The following is a 16,491-nucleotide window of genomic DNA, read 5'->3' as shown; positions in this document are numbered from 1 at the left end:
AATTTTGTGGCATACTTAATTCATAAAAAATAAATAATGGCTAATCTAGCAGACGAGAACAAGTTTTTTGCAGATGTATGCAAGAACTTTGACAGTGCGGCTCAATTTACCAATCATCCCGAGGGTTTATTGAACCAGATTAAAGCGTGTAACAGTGTGTATCGTTTCCAGTTCCCAATTCGTAGAGGAAACGGTTTTGAAGTAATTGATGCTTGGCGTGTAGAACACTCGCATCACATGAGTCCAACCAAAGGCGGGATTCGTTATAGCGAAATGGTTAATGAAGATGAAGTTATGGCGCTTGCGGCATTAATGACATATAAATGTGCCATTGTAAATGTTCCTTTTGGCGGTGCAAAGGGTGGAATTAAAATCAACACTAAACAATATAGTGTAGCTGAATTAGAAACTATTACCCGTCGTTATACTACAGAATTAATTAAGAAAAATTTTATAGGCCCTGGTATCGATGTTCCTGCTCCTGATTATGGATCTGGTGAACGAGAAATGAGCTGGATTGCAGATACTTATATGACCATGAATCCGGGCCAGCTTGATGCTTTAGGTTGTGTAACTGGTAAGCCAATTGCTTTGCATGGTATCCGCGGACGTAAAGAAGCTACCGGCCGTGGAGTTGCTTATGCAGTTCGCGAATGTGTAGACGTTGCCGAAGATATGGCCAAAATCGGCTTAAAAGCCGGTTTAGGAGATAAAAGAGTAATTGTTCAAGGTTTAGGTAATGTTGGTTATCATTCGGCAAAATTTTTGGCTGAATTTGGTGCAACAATTGTTGGTCTTTGCGAATTTGAAGGTGCAATTTACAATCCAAACGGATTAAATGTTGATGAAGTTTTTGCCCATCGTAAAAATACAGGTTCAATTTTAGGTTTCCCTGGAGCAAAAGATTTCAAAAACTCAATGGAAGGTTTAGAGCAGGATTGCGATATTATCGTACCTGCAGCCTTAGAAAATCAGTTTACCGAGCATAACATCCGCAACATTAAAGCAAAAATTATTGCAGAAGGCGCAAACGGTCCAACAACGCCAGAGGCTGAAGCCATATTTACCGAAATGGGCGGCATCATTATTCCAGATATGTACTGTAACGCAGGTGGTGTTACGGTTTCCTACTTCGAATGGTTAAAAAACCTTTCTCACGTTGCATTTGGCCGTATGGAAAACCGCTATGCAGCTAATTCTAATGCTAATTTAATTGCTACTTTAGAAAATTTAACGGGTAAAACCATTCTTCCAGAACACCGCTTAATGATTGTTAAAGGTGCTTCGGAAATGGAACTGGTAAACTCAGGTTTAGAGGATACCATGATCCACTCTTACCACGAAATCCGTGAAACTAGAATGAACAAACCTGCAACTCAAACATTGAGAACAGCCGCTTTTGTTAATTCGATTGACAAAATTGCCGTTTCTTACATGAATTTGGGCGTTTGGCCATAGTAAGCTAAAAGTCGCAAGACTAAAGCTTAAAGCAAAAAATCCTTGCAGATGTAAATTTGCAAGGATTTTTTTTGGAAATGTGTGTTTCTGTGCATTTGGTAGAAGGCTGGTCCCGCTTTCGTTCCAATCTTTTTGTTCACTTTATTAAAGTCATCCGATGAATATCGGTATGATGCATATATTCATCGGATGACTATCATCGAAACAAAAAGTATTTCCACATCAATCGGGTTTAGAAACAAAGGTCAGCTTAGCAATGTGCCTTAAAAAACCATCATTTCGATTGCGGCGGAGAACTCTTTGAATTAATTCCAAACGACCACAAAAAATTTCTTCCAAATATTCGCTTTCCTTTCAGCATCCTCCTGGCACACGCAACATTACCTGCACGCTGATTTATTTAGACACATTTGTGAGCCACCAAAAATAAAGTGGATTTAAAAAACTATTTAGAAAGTGGTGGTTTTATCACCATATTAAAATTAGAATTTAATAAAGTAGTTAATCCATTCTGTGCTAAATTTAAAATCTGTATCAGTGAATTGGCATTTTCATTCGTAAACGTCAGCGCTGATTCTAACCTAATTTTATTTTTTTCTATGGCTCTTCCTTTAATTTCCAGTTTTTTAAATATGTTAATTCGACTAAATAACACATTGAAAGGTTGTTGTTTCCCCAATTTTGAAAAATCCAGTTTAAAATATAAGAAATCATCCGAGGCCTCTTTTTTAACTTCCAGATTTTTATTTTTAATTGTACTTAGCTGTACATTGTTTTGATTAGCCTTAAAATAAAAAGAAGAAAATGGAATTACTGGCCCGCTTATTTTGCCTGTCGATGGATTTAAGAGACCATATTTCTTTAAATAATTAGCCATTTCAGTTGCGTTGGCATCCATATTTATAGAAATATTCGGAACTATATTGTCTTGCAAAACCTTCTTTTCAACACGTTCAAAATTATCATTGTATTCATATCCAACAATAGTATCAACCTGTTTTATCGAGTTCAGCCATTCAATGTCGATATAATCCTTATAAAAGCTTTTTAATGTATTTGTAGATATAACCGGACTTTCAACTGCTGGTTCTTTTTTAATAGAGTCTGCTTTGAATTTAGCATTTATCCAAAAACTTACGGTGCTTTCCGAACTTAAAATTCTGTGCCGAGGTTTTAATGCTGGCTCGATTAGTTTATTGATGAATTCACTGCTAAAATCGATTTTTCCATCAGTAAAATTCATTTTGCTTAAGCTCTGCTCATTTTGAAAACATAAGTGATCAGAAATATCCGTTAAATCTTCAAACTTAGTGTCGCCGATCTTTACTGTGTTTTTCTGAATTAAAAGATCTCTTAAAACCGCGATTGAGGCATCCTTTTTTGGTGCAAAAGCAAAGGCAACTTTCTTATTATCGAATAAAATAGTTAAGGTTGAATCTGTCGACTGATAAAAGTTATGCTCAATTTTGATTAATCTGGATGAGAGCTTACCATCGACAAACTTTTGAAAAGCAACTGAATCACTTATTTTGAAAGTAGAGAAAAAGGTCGATTTATCTTTGCCTCTTAAACCATAAAAATAAACGTTTGCTGGTATTTCCAATCCTGTTTTTAAGTCCTCAATCTTTTGCTTTAAATCCTTTTGGTCTGGTCTAGCATATTCTTTTGGATGTTTAAGGTAACTTATTGCAAGGGTTTTAAATAATCCATCAACATTAATTTTAATTACTGCATTAGTACCAGTTGGAATTGAAACGTTGTTAGATTGGATTTCGCGGTATTTAAAAAAAGCAAAATAGGAGATCAGCAACAATACGATGATCGTTGCTGATATTATTAAAAATTTCTTCATCAGGTGTCCTTAACTTTTTTTGCCACAGAAACACAGATTGTCATGGAAATTTTTTCTTCTAGTTCTGTGTTTCTGTCGCTAATGATTATTTAGTCGCATTTTCGATTAAAGAAAACAGATACTTTAAGGCATTTTCGTGACCATTAGGAATTTCTGCACTGATTTCTCCTGAGACAACATTGCCTTTTATCGGGTTCGATTTAATGTAAAGATTTCCCATTTTACTTAGCGTGCTGTTCAATTTTTCTGCATTTTCTTTACCACCCATTTCATCATCCGGAATTTTTCCGACCATATTTTTCGAATTAAATAACATGGTGAAATTGTTTTTGCTCAACAGGTTTTTGTGTTCCTTGCTAATCGATGCTTTATATTGGTTGTTGCCAATGTTTTGCATTTCTGTTAACGAATTTCCGAAAAATACAATTCCATCCTTAATCATAAAATAAATATCAATTGGGCTTTTCTTTTCCTCAATTTTATAAATATTTTGATCAACCGAAACGTAGTTTTTATTTATTCCATATTTGATCAGTTTATTAATCAATCTGTTATCCTCTGATGAGAACATAAAAAGAAAATCTGGCAAGGTTTCTTTTTTGGTTTTGGTAACTTCCTTTCTATTATAATCATCGTCATAATCGTAAGTGGTATATGTTACGTCTTTAGTCGTCAACCCATTAACAACCAATAGTGCATCGCCTTTAATCACATTGCTTACAGCTTCCTCATCCAATAAAAGTGTGAATAAATCGGTGCCTAAATCAATTTCTTCATCCATCTTGCCACCCAAAATAGATCCATAAGTCTGTTTCAACAATTTAGGAAATTCTTCTAAATAAGCTTTGGTATCAATAGAATAACTGGTAAAGCCAATGGCTTTTTCGCTATTTACATACTTTAAAAAGTTTTTATTCAACTTTCTGTTCATTATTTTTTTATAAGAATCGGCCTGTTCCTGCGCCAATTCTAAGCCGGTTGAGATGCGGAAACTTGTTTTATCCATAAAAAGTTTAGCATTTAAACTACCGTAACCTTTCATTATTCCAGCTTTACCATATGTTCCAAATTCTGGCGCTATCGAATTATAGGCATCTTGCAGGCTCGATACCCAAAGCTCTGCAATGGCCTTGTCATCCAAACTAGAGACGTATGATTTATTATTTGTTATAGATTCATATTCTGAATTAAAAATTTTATCGGCCTGAGCACTCATCCAAACAAACGCAAGCTGTTTTTTCTTTGCATCCTGCTCCGCTCTTTCCTTTTGATAAATGTCGTACTGATCATCAACGCTGGCCGTGTCAACAGCCATAGCAACACCATCTGCTAACTCATCCATAGCTGAAGCTTCCTCCGCCTCAACTGCTTTAATTTTTGCTGCTTTTTTGTTTTTCTTCGGCTTAACTGCGGTTTTCTTATTCAAAGCTTTTTTCTTTCCCGATTTTTTAATACTTGCCTTTTTCTGAACTTTTTCTTTCACAACAGGAACTGCAACATCCTCAACGGCAGGTTCGGTAGTTGTTATATAGGTTGTATCGGTTAAAATAGTTGCGCTATCAGTTAAAACATCATAATTGTTTTGATAGCGAATGTCTTTAAAACCATATTTTGCTGATTTTGCAGAATCGGCAAAAAAAGTGCTCCTAATACTTCCAGTAACAAAATACAAGGTGTTTTCATTCCATTTGACGATGCTTGTACTATCAGGTAACACTATGGTTTTTATGCCATTTACTGTTCTAATTTTTTCGTTTTTGTTATTAATTAAGCCTTCAAATTTTGTTGCATCTTTAAGTGGAATTAGAAAGCAGTTGTAGGTAATACTATCATTAAGCTGATTAAAGTAGTACATGTTTTTGTTCAGGTTTATCCCAAAATCTTCGATGCTTGTAAATTCTTTATCTAAAGATTTTGAGGTTTCTGTTAATAATTTTTTGCCTAGAAAAGATTCATTAAAATCTTTAACAAACATTAATTTAAAAACGTTGTCGCCCTTAATTGTGGCAACAGCAAAAGCATTTGATGGAATTTTCTTAACTAAATCTTGTGCGTTAGCAAGATTGTAAATTAAAAATAGGGAGATCGCAAATAGAATTTTTTTCATTAGTTATAGATGTTAAGGTATTGAAACTTGCCTATAGGTAGTTTTCTTATTTATTTAGATAGTTGTATTTGATTGGAAACATTAACTTTTCCATTTATTAAATCCATTATACTGCTTTTAAGCATTACAGCTTTTTTAGATTTCGATATGTTTGATGCCGGATTGCTGGTATTTGTTACAGTAGATTCAAAGCGATAAATGCTGGTATACGTTGCGGTATTAAAAACAGCCTTGTCCTGGTTTTTTAGCTTATTAAATTCGGTTTTAGCAGTTCCAGTAGCTTGATATTTTCTGCTAAATGTTTTGGTTAGCTTGTTGTAACTATAGGTTGAGCTGTTGTTTGCCTTAATTTTTTGCTGCGCCAGGATGTTCTTTGTAATGTTATTGATGTTGGATACATCTTTAAAGGAAAAGCTAATTGTTGCGATATAATTATTGAAATCGCTGGTACTTTTAACATTCGAAATTCCTTCAGATTTTTTTAGATAAGCAACAACCTCATTTAATTCTTGTTGAATTTTTGCCTTGCTGGGCACTTTGTAGCCTTGAATGCTATCTAAAAGCATAACGGACGCAACTTTGGTTTTGCTCTGACTTAAATTTATGGTAAGAACAACATCTCCGGTTCCGTCATTTTTAATGGTAATTTCTTCTATAACCTGAAAGCATGAGCTTAAAAATGAGGTTAAAGCAATAAGTAGGAAATATGCATAGAACTTTTTAAGGTTCATAATATTAAAATTAAGTGCCGGAATGTATAATTATTAAATGGATAATCTGATGTTTCAAACTTAAGAAATTATGAGCGCAAATTTGTTGCTTTAGTCATTATCATTAGCCTTTTTCTTAGAACCATTACAAATAGTTGCAAATCGCGTTTAAAACGTGTTAAACTATCAGCTAATTGTCAATATAAAGACAAGATAAATGTAAAAGAACCCTCGCTAAGCCTATTTTTCTATCTTTGTTCCCAGCTTTTACAACAATATAGAAATGAAAAAAAGTGCCATCATTGGATTAATTACAATTGCAATTTCTGTAGGGATTTTATTTAGCTTAAACGCGAATACCGATACCTACTCTAATTTTAAACAAGCCTCCTTATCTGATAAGGAAGAGCATGTTATGGGTTATTGGGAAAAATCAAAAGGTACTTATTATGATGCTGTAAAAGACGCTAACCATTTCTCTTTCCACATGAAAGATGAAAAAGGAGAAGTACGTGAAGTTGTGTACAGTGGTACAAAGCCTCAGGATTTTGAAAAATCTGAGAAATTGGTTCTTATCGGTAGAATGGATAAGGATAAATTTTACGCCTCAAAAATTCTAATGAAATGCCCTTCAAAATATAATAACAACCTTGTAGAAGTAAATAAGAACGGTAAGGTTGAAGAAGTGAGCAAAGACGGCGAGAAAAAAATATAAAAATTTAATGGATATTCAATTTGTAGGCGAAAACCTGTTGCCGGGTAAAATCGGGCAGTTTTTTATTGTGTTGGCGTTTTGCGCATCGTTACTTTCAACTGTAGCGTACTTTTATGCCAGTCGCGATAAAAATTTAGAAGATAAATCATGGCGAAACCTAGGTAGAATTGGATTTCTTATAAACTGGGCCAGTATAATCGGTATTGGAGCCATTTTATTCTATTTAATATTAGGTCATTACTTCGAATATTATTACGTTCAGTCTCACTCTTCAAAACAACTTCCGGTTTACTATATTATATCTGCATTTTGGGAAGGGCAGGAAGGTAGTTTCTGGCTTTGGGCTTTTTGGCAATCGTTTTTAGGTGGCCTTTTAATCTGGAAAGCCAAAACTTGGGAGCGTCCGGTAATGACTGTTGTTGCATTCTCGCAGGTGTTTTTAACCTCTATGATGTTGGGTGTTGAGATTTTCGGCGAACGTATCGGAAGTTCTCCTTTTATCTTATTAAGAGATGCTATAGACTTGAAGGCGCAGGCTCCCGTTGTTTTTGCAAATCCAGAAAATTATAAAAATTACCTTAAATTCATCACTGATGGAAAAGGTTTAAATCCATTGTTGCAAAACTATTGGATGGTTATCCACCCACCAACATTGTTTTTGGGTTTTGCAAGTATGGTTGTTCCATTTGCGTATGGTATTGCTGGTTTATGGCAAAAAAGATATAAAGAATGGATTAAACCTGCTATGCCGTGGACGCTTTTTGCAGTTATGGTTTTGGGAACAGGAATTATAATGGGATCTTTTTGGGCCTATGAAGCGCTAAACTTCGGTGGTTTCTGGGCGTGGGATCCTGTAGAAAATGCATCATTAATTCCATGGCTAACTTTAATTGGCGCTGTGCACGTAATGATTGCTTACAAAAATACAGGTCATGCTTATTTTACCGCAATTGCATTGGTGTTTTTAAGTTTCCTACTGGTACTATATGCTTCTTTCTTAACAAGAAGCGGAATTCTTGGTGATACCTCTGTGCACTCATTTACAGACATGGGCATGTTTGGCCACTTAATTCTTTACAATGTTGTATTTGCTGTTTTAGCTGTAGCGCTAATTGTAAAAAGATGGAAGGAATTGCCAATTACAACTAAAGATGAAGAAACTTATTCCCGGGAATTCTGGATGTTTATTGGTGCTTTGGTTGTAACCATTGCTTGTATTCAAGTTATTTTCTCTACATCTGTTCCGGTATTTAATAAAGCTTTTGGTACCAATTTTACCCCTCCAATTGATGCTGTTAAATATTATAATCAGTGGCAGGCACCATTCGCAGTATTAATAACTTTAATTTCTGGCTTTTCGCAATACTTAAAATATAAAAGAACTGATCCTAGGAAATTCTATAGCAGTTTGGTTTCTGCAATTCTTTTTTCAGTTGTGCTAACTTCTGGCTTGGTTTACATTACTGGTATTTATACCAATACCATGTATATTTTAATCACCTTTAGCTGTATGTTTGCTGTGCTTTCTAATGCAAGCATTCTTTATCAGGCATTCGGGGGCAAGGCAAAACTGGCTGGTTCGGCAATTGCACACATTGGTTTTGCGTTTCTAATATTAGGCGCCTTAATTTCAGCGGCTACCAATAAACCAATCTCAATTAATACCAATAATTTTATTCCGGTTAAGGATTTCGAAAAAACGGAAAAACCTGGCGAAAATATTATGTTATACAAAAACGAGCCTAAAAAAATGGGTAAGTATACGGTAACTTATGTAAGCGATACCACAGTAGCTCCGAATACAATTTATCAGTTAAACTTTAAGGTTTATGATGAAGACGGAAAAGTTAAGGAAGATTTTAACCTGCATCCGCACGTTCAGGATAACGATAAAATGGGTTTAATCGCCTCTCCAGATACCAAACATTATTTAACTTATGATGTGTATACGCACATTACAAGTGCCGCAATAAAAAAAGAGTCTCATGGCGATCATGAAGGTCATTCTGACGATGAGAATTATAAGGAACCAAGGATTGTCAAAGTTTCTGCCGGCGACACCATCCACACCTCAAGCGGAATTGTTACGGTTAAAGAATTGAACAGAAACCCAACGGCAAAAGATTTAGTTTTAGCTCAAGGCGATTATGCAGTTGGTTTGCCATTGGAAATTAATGCAAGTGGTAAAATTTACAATACTGAACCAATATTCTTGATTAAGGGAAATAATACATTTGATTTTGCCCGTAAGGTAGAAGGTGTAGATTTAAAATTCCGTTTCTCGAAAGTGCTTCCCGATGAAAAGAAAGTTGAACTCCAGATTTTTGAAAAGCCTCAGCAGGCAAAAGATTGGGTAGTTTTTAAAGCAATCGAATTCCCATTCATCAATTTGTATTGGGCAGGAACAATTGTAATGGTTGTAGGCTTTTTAATATCGATTTTTAGAAGAAGAAAAGAAGCTAAAATAGGATAGGTACATGGGCGTTAAGTTTTGTCGCTGCTGAAAAATTTTAATAAATGAAAATTGCAATATTAGGTTCGGGAAACGTTGCAACACATTTGTCTAAGGCCTTAAAAGCTATAGGTGAAGATGTAGTGCAGGTTTATAGCCCGAATTTAGAACACGCCAAACTATTGGCAGATGAATTGCAGGCTTCTTCCGTTAACCATTTAGAGCAGGTTATCGGCGATGCAGATTTTTATGTTGTATGTGTTAAGGATGATGCAATTGCAACTGTTGCAACAGGTTTAAAAGATGTTGATGGCTTGGTCGTTCATACATCAGGTACAACAGATTTGGAAACTTTATCTTCTACACTAAAGAATACAGGAGTTTTTTATCCACTGCAAACTTTTTCGAAACATAAAGAGATTTCATTCAACAATATTCCACTTTGTCTCGAAGCAAACTCTGAAGCTAACTTTGAAATATTAAATCTACTGGCAAATAAATTGAGTAATCAAGTTTATCAACTTGATGGCGAAAAACGCAAGGTTTTGCATTTAGCAGCCGTTTTTGCTTGTAACTTTACCAATCACCTTTACACACTGGCCAATCAGTTGTTAGAAAAAAACAATCTGGACTTTGAAATTATAAGGCCATTAATTGCTGAAACTGCTGATAAAGTAATGGTTAACCTGCCTGAAAATGTGCAGACCGGCCCTGCGGTACGTAAAGATGAGATTACCATAAACAAGCATTTAAGTATGCTGGCAGACCTGCCTGAATTGCAGGAAATTTATCAAACATTAAGTAGTAGCATTAAATTAACTTACTAATAGTTTATTTTACGCTTTTGCTTATTACTTTTGCAACATAATTATGAGCATTTATAAATTAAAAATAACTTTTGAAGAAGCAGATCACGAATCTATAGAATTGCCTATAGCAGCAGGAGAATCTGTTTTGGATGTTTGTCTGGATAACGGAATTGATCTTCAGCACAATTGTGGTGGAGTTTGTGGTTGTAGTACCTGCCATGTATACGTAACCAAAGGCATGGATAACATTGAAGAGATTTCTGATAAAGAAGAAGACTTTATAGATAGAGCTGTCCGCCCGAGAATTACTTCTCGTTTAGGCTGTCAATGCGTGGTTATTAACGGCGATATTGAGGTAACTATTCCAGATCAATCGGGTTTTATGGGACATTAAAAGTCCGAAGCCTGTAGACCGAAGTCAGAGGCTTGGGTCGAGATTTTAACTAATTTCAAATTACAACATTAACAAAACAACATGAATAACGATAAATTTGCTTTACCCTTTTATTGGAATGATTATGAAGATATCGCGATGTCTTTGTATGAGAAATTTGGTGATGACTTCACCGAAACCAAAATTTACAGAATTCGTTTTACCGAATTGTTGGAATGGGTATTAGAATTGCCAAACTTTAAGGGTACCCGTGAAGAAAGTAGCGAAGGCCATCTGGAACAGATTCAAACTGCTTGGTGCTACGAGTGGAGAGATAATCAAGATTAAGTATCAGTTGTGAGTTGCCAGTTAAAGGTTTGGATGCACATTTCTTTACCCTTTTAACCTTTAACTTTCCACTTTAACTTTTAACCCTCAACTCCTATATGTTCCTACAAAAGTTAAAAGACATTTCTACCTTCATTTTTGATGTTGATGGTGTATTAACCGATGGCAGTATTCAAATTACGGATAATGGTGAGGGTTTACGTACTTTTAACATCAAAGATGGTTATGCAATGCAATTGGCAGTTAAAAAGGGCTATAATATCTGCATAATTTCTGGCGGGAATGGTGTTGCAATGGCCAGGCGTTTTAGTAATTTAGGTATTAGTGATGTTTATTTAGGTGCTGGAGATAAAGTAGATATTTTTAAACAATACCTTATTAATAAAAATATCCTTGCTGATGAAGTACTCTACATGGGAGATGATATTCCAGACCTAAATGTTATGAAACTGGTAGGTTTGCCAACTTGCCCGGCTGATGCGGTTGAAGAAATAAAAGCCATTTCAAAATTTGTATCTCCTTACCCTGGAGGAAAAACTGCCGTACGGGACATTATTGAAAAAGTAATGAAAGTGCAGGATAAGTGGCACGATACACGCCCCAATGCTTCCGATTCCGGGAAATAGCATATTTCGGTTGTGCTGTCTTTTCAATAAGATTATAATTTTAAGACATTAAAAATTTGTAATAATTAAGTTTATCGCCGAAATTTACATTTAAAATTAATCAATCGATTGATTAATTTTAAATGTAATAATTTTTGTAAATTGTATTTATATGAGCACTTATCTTGTACCAGTAGATTTTTCTAAAACAGCGAACCATGCCGCAAAATACGCCGCCCGATTAAGTTGGGCGATGAAGGATTCTAAAATTATTCTATTAAATGCGTATTATGTTTCTGATTATGAAATGCTTTTGCCTACACCCGATTTGTTGGTAACAACTGATGATCGCATTGCCGAAGAGGTTGTTAAAAGGAGGGAAGCATTAGACCAGTTAAAAAATAAGCTGCTGGAAATTAATCCGGAAGCCGATATAGAAGTTTCATTATCTAGGGAAACAATTTTAAGGTCTATCATTGAGATTGTGAATCGCCAGCCTATAGATTTAATTATTATCGGGAGCAATGGCAAAAAAGCTAAAGATGAAAGTGATATTGGTTCAAATGCCATTAAAATTTCCAAATCGAGCCCGGTACCCGTTTTGGTTGTTCCACCAAAAGCGCAGTATCAATCCATTAGAAAAGCAATTTTAGCCTGCGATTTTAAAAAAGTAAAAGAGGTTATCCCAATGAATGCACTTAAAAATATTTTGAGTAAGCACGCTTTGGAATTACTAGTCTTAAATATCAATTCTGGCGAAAAAATAAATTCTAATGAAGATCATTTCCTGCATGAAATGCTTAGGGATTTTTCGCCTTCCTACCACTATTCAGATCATCCTGATACGATAAAAGGAATTGTTCAATTTGCGAAAGCAGAAGAAGCTCAAATTATAATTGCTCTGCCCAAAAAATATAGCTTCTTCGAAAGTTTATTACATGAAAGTGTTTCACATCGGTTAACCATCAAATCTCATATTCCAGTACTTTTATTAAAAGATTAATCTATTTAATTTATTTTAAAATTGCAGCAGTGAAGTTACATCAACTGATTAAACTTTTAAGTTGATTTGTATTCAAACTTATCTAAAAATTCAACAAAAACATGAAAAAATTAATGATGATTTGCGCATTGTTGTTCTCGGTAATAACTTATGCGAATGCACAACAACAAGGTGGTGGTCCAGGTAGGGGCGGAATGATGATGAAACCTGAAGACAGAGTAAAACAATTAGATGAAAAGTTAAAGCTAAGTGATGACCAAAAAACAAAACTAACAGTTGTTTTCACTGAGCAAGCTGAAGCAATGAAAAAAATGCGTGATGAAATGCAAGGTGGGGATAGAGATGCGATGAGAGAAAAAATGCAGAAAATGCGTACTGATAATGATGTTAAAATAAATGCAGTTTTAACAGAAGATCAGAAAAAAGCATATAAAACCTGGCAAGATGAGCAGCGAGCTGAAATGCAAAAACGTATGCAGGATCGCCAAGGTGGTGGAAACAATTAGTTTTTAACCAGAAATAATTTTATGAAAGCGGCTTATCGGCCGCTTTTATTATTTTAGCCAATTATGACGATTATATTAGCCAATACACCAATAATACTTGCCTCAAAATCGCCTCGTAGGCAAGAACTTTTAACCTTGATGGGCTTAAATTTTAAGGTAGAACTTAAGGATGTTGATGAGAGTTACCCTGATGGTTTAAGTCCTGCAGAAATAGCTGTTTATATCTCAGAAAAAAAGGCAAAAGCTTTTGATGGTAAAAATGGAGAAATTGTAATTACTGCAGATACTATAGTTGCCTTAAATGGAGAAATTTTAGGCAAACCAGAAGATAGGGCGCATGCGCAGGAAATGTTGAGGAAACTTTCGGGCAGCAAACATGAGGTTTACACTGGTGTTACAATTGTAAAAGGAAATCTCATCCATTCATTCTACGATCGAACCGAAGTGTATTGTAAAGCAGTAAGCCATGAAGAAATCGATTTCTACATAGACAATTATAAACCTTATGATAAGGCTGGGAGCTATGGCGTACAAGATTGGTGGGGAATTGTAGTTGTGCAACGAATAGAAGGCTCTTATACCAATGTTATGGGTTTGCCAACAGAAAAACTTTATAACGAGTTAATAAAACTGGTGTAAAGATTTTTCTTTTATGGAATCCCATATTGTTCTTCATCCTAATTTAAAATAAACTAAAAATGAAGACAAAAGCCATGGAAATTACAATTGCCGAACCTTGTAAACAAGATTGGGACTTAATGGAAAAAGGAGATGGATATAATTTCTGTTTATCTTGTAACAAGGCTGTAATCGATTTCTCGGATTATAGTAATACGGATATAATCAAGTTAATCTCAAATTCAAGTTCAACGGTTTGTGGCCGAATGAGCCAGTCTCAGTTAAATCAGCTTAATTATCATTTAATGGTTATGCATACTGGCAGAAGCTGGATGAAATATTTTGGCGTTTTGGCTATAGGAGCAAGCATTTTTGTTTCAGATGCAAATGCCTCAGTTGTAAAATATCCAATAGCTATAGAAAAGAAATTTAATGATACAAAGGTCGATTTAAAGCCTATAACTGTAAAAAGGATTTATGGATATGTTTTGGATGCCAATAAAAGGCCAATGGCTGGAATTAGGTTGGTTATTGATAATACCAAGGCTTTTGCCCTAACAGATAAAAATGGCCGTTACGAAATAAAGCTTGATCAGGGATTTGATCCGAAAAATAATTTTTTATACGTAGATAGTGCAAGATTTTCTGCAGAATTGATTGTTAATTATACAAGAGAAAAGCAAGATAATTTAGTTCTATTAATTCAAAAGCCAATGATAATGGGTGTAATAATCGCTAAGCCTAGAAGCTAATGTATCATTAGATTTGCCAAAACACCCATTTTTAAATCATACGTTGATAAGGCCAATTTATTGAGTTTTAATCGGCCCATAACGTAATTTGTAATTAAGGCCGCAATAACAATCATATCTACCCGTAAAGGAATCATACCGGGCATTTTCATTCTTTCATCGTGCGTTGCGTTGATTAGATTTATGGTTGTGTCAATGTAATCATCAAAATCAAACTCGTAGGTTTTAGCTGTTTTAATGTCAATGTTCAAGGTCTTTCGTTGAATAATCAATTCGGCGAAAGTTTCAAAAGCACCCGCAGAACCAATTAGTTTTTGAGGCTGATGCGTTTCGCAGATCTCGAATAAGTCGCTTAACTGATTTTGAATATGATTTAAAATCTCATTTTTATCTTCATCCGAGATGGGATCAGATTTAAAAAACTGTTGCATTAATCTCGCTGCGCCGATATTATAACTTTTCTTCCAGATTAGCTTTTCTACATCGCAAAGAATAAACTCTACACTTCCACCACCAATATCCATGATTAGGCATTTCTCTTGTATGGCCCCACTTAATTTAACACCTTCGTAGATCAGTTTAGCTTCTTCATCCCCGGTAATGGTTTCAATTTCTATGCCTGCTACTTCTTTGGCCGCCTTTACAAAATCTTTTCCGTTTTCAGCACTTCTAACAGCAGATGTTGCTGTTGCTTTTACTTCATCTACTTTATAACTTATAATCGTTTGGTTAAAGTCTTTTAGCGTGTTGATGCCTCTTTCAAAAGCAGCTGGAATAATTATATTTTCATTTATTCGGCCTTCACCCAATTTTACCGGAACATTGGTTTTATAAAGAATTTCAAATTGCTCGCCATTAGTTTCAGCGATTAATAAATGAAAAGTATTGGTTCCTAAATCGATAACGGCAATGCGCATAAGCTAAATTTATATTGCAAACTAGGCAAAAAGATATATATATTAAAAATTTATGAAGAAGTAACTAAATAATGTCTATTCTGTTTTTAATGGTTGGAATATATTTTTTGAGATGATATAAAAAATAAAATCCATTTTGTTAATCACGAATAAAATATTAGGTTTAACGTATATTCTTCTAAAAATTCCTTTTGTTATAGTTTTTAATCTCTGAAAGTCAACATTAAATTAACAAACCAGAAATTAAAATTATTAAAATGAATCTATTAATTAAATCTATCGCATTTGTATCTATTTTATCGTTGATGGCATGTAATGGCGGCGATAAAAATACTGACAAGACCAAAACAGAATATGCTGACGCTAGTAAAGATGATGCAAACGAAATTATCGAATATCATAATATCGTTCTTAATCTAACAGACAAAAATGATAGGAGCCTTAAAAGTATGGACGATAACCTCGAAACCATTGCTAAGGGATTAAAAAATCCAACCGATCGATTTGCATTTACCGGCCTAATGAGATTGACAGATTTTGGAAGGGTAAATTTTTCTAAAATTAAGCCAGAAACTCCGCCAAGCGCTCTAAATAGGGATGATGTTAATTTTTTCAAGGGAAAAATTAAATTGTTAAACGAATCTTATAAATCAATAAACGATACCTACAAAACGTTAACCGATTATATAAAAGCTGAAGATTTTAAGGATGATAAAAGTGTAAATGGCTTTAAGCTTTTGGATTCAATTTATAGCCAGGGAAAAAAGTATTATGCAGTTAATGATGAGATTTTAAATAAACTACAAGTTATCGGCGATGATGCAGAACGTGTTATTTTGAAAACACATCCTTTAAAAGAATTTATTTACGCCTTAAAGGACGATACCCAAGCAGCGGCAGCTTTGATCGCTTTAATGGGCAAACATGCCAAAGATTATAAAAAGGGTGAAAGTGAGATCAAAAAAGCTTATGATGCGCTAGATGCTCAGAATAAAAAGCATATCGCTATGAGTTTTCCAAGCGATTCAGAAAATTCTTATAAGGCTAAATCTTTTGGGGATTTTAACAATAGTGTTACCGATTTTCTGGCCTCTGCAAGAAAGATTATGCGTCAAGGTGCCGAAAAGGGGAGTTTAACGAACGAAAATGCAGATGAACTGTATCAAAAGAAAGATATGATGAGGGTATATTATAACAGCTTTGTCGATTAAATGAAAAAAAAGACCGATGCTTATAGGCATCGGTCTTTTTCGTTTACTAGATATT

At 34.6% G+C, this 16,491-nt stretch carries 16 protein-coding genes; 12 read left to right on the top strand and 4 right to left on the bottom strand.

The features are described from left to right. The first annotated feature begins 36 nt into the window (after positions 1 to 36). On the top strand, positions 37 to 1,458 hold the full coding sequence (locus DF947_RS11850; protein WP_109930039.1) for a Glu/Leu/Phe/Val family dehydrogenase: 1,422 nt from the start codon (positions 37 to 39) through the stop codon (positions 1,456 to 1,458). Positions 1,459 to 1,903: 445 nt separating this feature from the next. Here the strand turns inward: DF947_RS11850 and DF947_RS11845 are convergent, their stop codons facing one another. From DF947_RS11845 to DF947_RS11835, 3 genes are all read right to left on the bottom strand, one after another. After that, entirely contained in the window at positions 1,904 to 3,310 is a 1,407-nt protein-coding gene (locus DF947_RS11845; RefSeq protein ID WP_146202908.1) for a hypothetical protein, read from the bottom strand. Between the two features lie 85 nt (positions 3,311 to 3,395). Next, complete coding sequence (locus DF947_RS11840) at positions 3,396 to 5,417, bottom strand: hypothetical protein (RefSeq protein ID WP_109930035.1); 2,022 nt, start codon at positions 5,415 to 5,417, stop codon at positions 3,396 to 3,398. A gap of 50 nt (positions 5,418 to 5,467) precedes the next feature. Continuing rightward, on the bottom strand, positions 5,468 to 6,148 hold the full coding sequence (locus DF947_RS11835) for a hypothetical protein (RefSeq protein ID WP_109930033.1): 681 nt from the start codon (positions 6,146 to 6,148) through the stop codon (positions 5,468 to 5,470). Positions 6,149 to 6,410: 262 nt separating this feature from the next. Between DF947_RS11835 and DF947_RS11830 the strand changes: the two genes are divergently transcribed. From DF947_RS11830 to DF947_RS11785, 10 genes are all read left to right on the top strand, one after another. Next, complete coding sequence (locus DF947_RS11830; RefSeq protein WP_109930031.1) at positions 6,411 to 6,842, top strand: cytochrome c maturation protein CcmE domain-containing protein; 432 nt, start codon at positions 6,411 to 6,413, stop codon at positions 6,840 to 6,842. Positions 6,843 to 6,849: 7 nt separating this feature from the next. Then, the gene (locus DF947_RS11825) at positions 6,850 to 9,315 is read left to right on the top strand and encodes a heme lyase CcmF/NrfE family subunit (protein ID WP_109930029.1); all 2,466 of its coding nucleotides are present in this window, start codon (positions 6,850 to 6,852) and stop codon (positions 9,313 to 9,315) included. A 44-nt stretch (positions 9,316 to 9,359) separates the two neighbouring features. Continuing rightward, positions 9,360 to 10,121, top strand: coding sequence for a Rossmann-like and DUF2520 domain-containing protein (locus DF947_RS11820; protein WP_109930027.1), 762 nt, complete (start codon positions 9,360 to 9,362; stop codon positions 10,119 to 10,121). A gap of 43 nt (positions 10,122 to 10,164) precedes the next feature. After that, positions 10,165 to 10,497: a 2Fe-2S iron-sulfur cluster-binding protein gene (locus DF947_RS11815; RefSeq protein WP_109930025.1), complete on the top strand. Its 333-nt coding sequence runs from the start codon at positions 10,165 to 10,167 to the stop codon at positions 10,495 to 10,497. A gap of 81 nt (positions 10,498 to 10,578) precedes the next feature. Then, positions 10,579 to 10,824 carry a Fe-S cluster assembly protein IscX gene (iscX, locus tag DF947_RS11810; protein ID WP_109930023.1) on the top strand — a complete coding sequence of 82 codons (246 nt, stop codon included), beginning with the start codon at positions 10,579 to 10,581 and terminating at the stop codon, positions 10,822 to 10,824. A 98-nt stretch (positions 10,825 to 10,922) separates the two neighbouring features. Next, complete coding sequence (locus DF947_RS11805; RefSeq protein WP_109930021.1) at positions 10,923 to 11,450, top strand: KdsC family phosphatase; 528 nt, start codon at positions 10,923 to 10,925, stop codon at positions 11,448 to 11,450. A 151-nt stretch (positions 11,451 to 11,601) separates the two neighbouring features. Further along, positions 11,602 to 12,432: a universal stress protein gene (locus DF947_RS11800; RefSeq protein ID WP_109930019.1), complete on the top strand. Its 831-nt coding sequence runs from the start codon at positions 11,602 to 11,604 to the stop codon at positions 12,430 to 12,432. Between the two features lie 101 nt (positions 12,433 to 12,533). After that, entirely contained in the window at positions 12,534 to 12,938 is a 405-nt protein-coding gene (locus tag DF947_RS11795; RefSeq protein WP_109930017.1) for a hypothetical protein, read from the top strand. A 63-nt stretch (positions 12,939 to 13,001) separates the two neighbouring features. After that, a complete protein-coding gene (locus DF947_RS11790) occupies positions 13,002 to 13,577 on the top strand; it encodes a Maf family protein (protein ID WP_109930015.1) in 576 nt (191 codons plus the stop codon). Positions 13,578 to 13,636: 59 nt separating this feature from the next. Further along, positions 13,637 to 14,308, top strand: coding sequence for a carboxypeptidase-like regulatory domain-containing protein (locus DF947_RS11785; RefSeq protein ID WP_109930013.1), 672 nt, complete (start codon positions 13,637 to 13,639; stop codon positions 14,306 to 14,308). Here the strand turns inward: DF947_RS11785 and DF947_RS11780 are convergent. After that, complete coding sequence (locus DF947_RS11780; RefSeq protein ID WP_109930011.1) at positions 14,305 to 15,225, bottom strand: Ppx/GppA phosphatase family protein; 921 nt, start codon at positions 15,223 to 15,225, stop codon at positions 14,305 to 14,307. The genes DF947_RS11785 and DF947_RS11780 overlap by 4 nt on opposite strands. A gap of 257 nt (positions 15,226 to 15,482) precedes the next feature. Here DF947_RS11780 and DF947_RS11775 point away from each other — a divergent pair, with 257 nt between their 5' ends. Beyond that, a complete protein-coding gene (locus DF947_RS11775; protein ID WP_109930009.1) occupies positions 15,483 to 16,436 on the top strand; it encodes a DUF3829 domain-containing protein in 954 nt (317 codons plus the stop codon). The last annotated feature ends 55 nt before the right edge of the window (positions 16,437 to 16,491 follow it).

Source organism: Pedobacter paludis, from assembly GCF_003173575.1.
GTDB lineage: Bacteria > Bacteroidota > Bacteroidia > Sphingobacteriales > Sphingobacteriaceae > Pedobacter > Pedobacter paludis.
The sequence above is the reverse complement of the archived record's forward strand: the minus strand, read 5'-3'. Positions and strand labels throughout refer to the sequence as shown.

Excerpts from the sequence above, each read along its gene's own strand:
- DF947_RS11850 (WP_109930039.1), top strand. The coding sequence starts at position 37 with ATGGCTAATCTAGCAGACGAGAACAAGTTTTTTGCAGATGTATGCAAG.
- DF947_RS11845 (WP_146202908.1), bottom strand. The coding sequence starts at position 3,310 with ATGAAGAAATTTTTAATAATATCAGCAACGATCATCGTATTGTTGCTG.
- DF947_RS11840 (WP_109930035.1), bottom strand. The coding sequence starts at position 5,417 with ATGAAAAAAATTCTATTTGCGATCTCCCTATTTTTAATTTACAATCTT.
- DF947_RS11835 (WP_109930033.1), bottom strand. The coding sequence starts at position 6,148 with ATGAACCTTAAAAAGTTCTATGCATATTTCCTACTTATTGCTTTAACC.
- DF947_RS11830 (WP_109930031.1), top strand. The coding sequence starts at position 6,411 with ATGAAAAAAAGTGCCATCATTGGATTAATTACAATTGCAATTTCTGTA.
- DF947_RS11825 (WP_109930029.1), top strand. The coding sequence starts at position 6,850 with ATGGATATTCAATTTGTAGGCGAAAACCTGTTGCCGGGTAAAATCGGG.
- DF947_RS11820 (WP_109930027.1), top strand. The coding sequence starts at position 9,360 with ATGAAAATTGCAATATTAGGTTCGGGAAACGTTGCAACACATTTGTCT.
- DF947_RS11815 (WP_109930025.1), top strand. The coding sequence starts at position 10,165 with ATGAGCATTTATAAATTAAAAATAACTTTTGAAGAAGCAGATCACGAA.
- iscX (WP_109930023.1), top strand. The coding sequence starts at position 10,579 with ATGAATAACGATAAATTTGCTTTACCCTTTTATTGGAATGATTATGAA.
- DF947_RS11805 (WP_109930021.1), top strand. The coding sequence starts at position 10,923 with ATGTTCCTACAAAAGTTAAAAGACATTTCTACCTTCATTTTTGATGTT.
- DF947_RS11800 (WP_109930019.1), top strand. The coding sequence starts at position 11,602 with ATGAGCACTTATCTTGTACCAGTAGATTTTTCTAAAACAGCGAACCAT.
- DF947_RS11795 (WP_109930017.1), top strand. The coding sequence starts at position 12,534 with ATGAAAAAATTAATGATGATTTGCGCATTGTTGTTCTCGGTAATAACT.
- DF947_RS11790 (WP_109930015.1), top strand. The coding sequence starts at position 13,002 with ATGACGATTATATTAGCCAATACACCAATAATACTTGCCTCAAAATCG.
- DF947_RS11785 (WP_109930013.1), top strand. The coding sequence starts at position 13,637 with ATGAAGACAAAAGCCATGGAAATTACAATTGCCGAACCTTGTAAACAA.
- DF947_RS11780 (WP_109930011.1), bottom strand. The coding sequence starts at position 15,225 with ATGCGCATTGCCGTTATCGATTTAGGAACCAATACTTTTCATTTATTA.
- DF947_RS11775 (WP_109930009.1), top strand. The coding sequence starts at position 15,483 with ATGAATCTATTAATTAAATCTATCGCATTTGTATCTATTTTATCGTTG.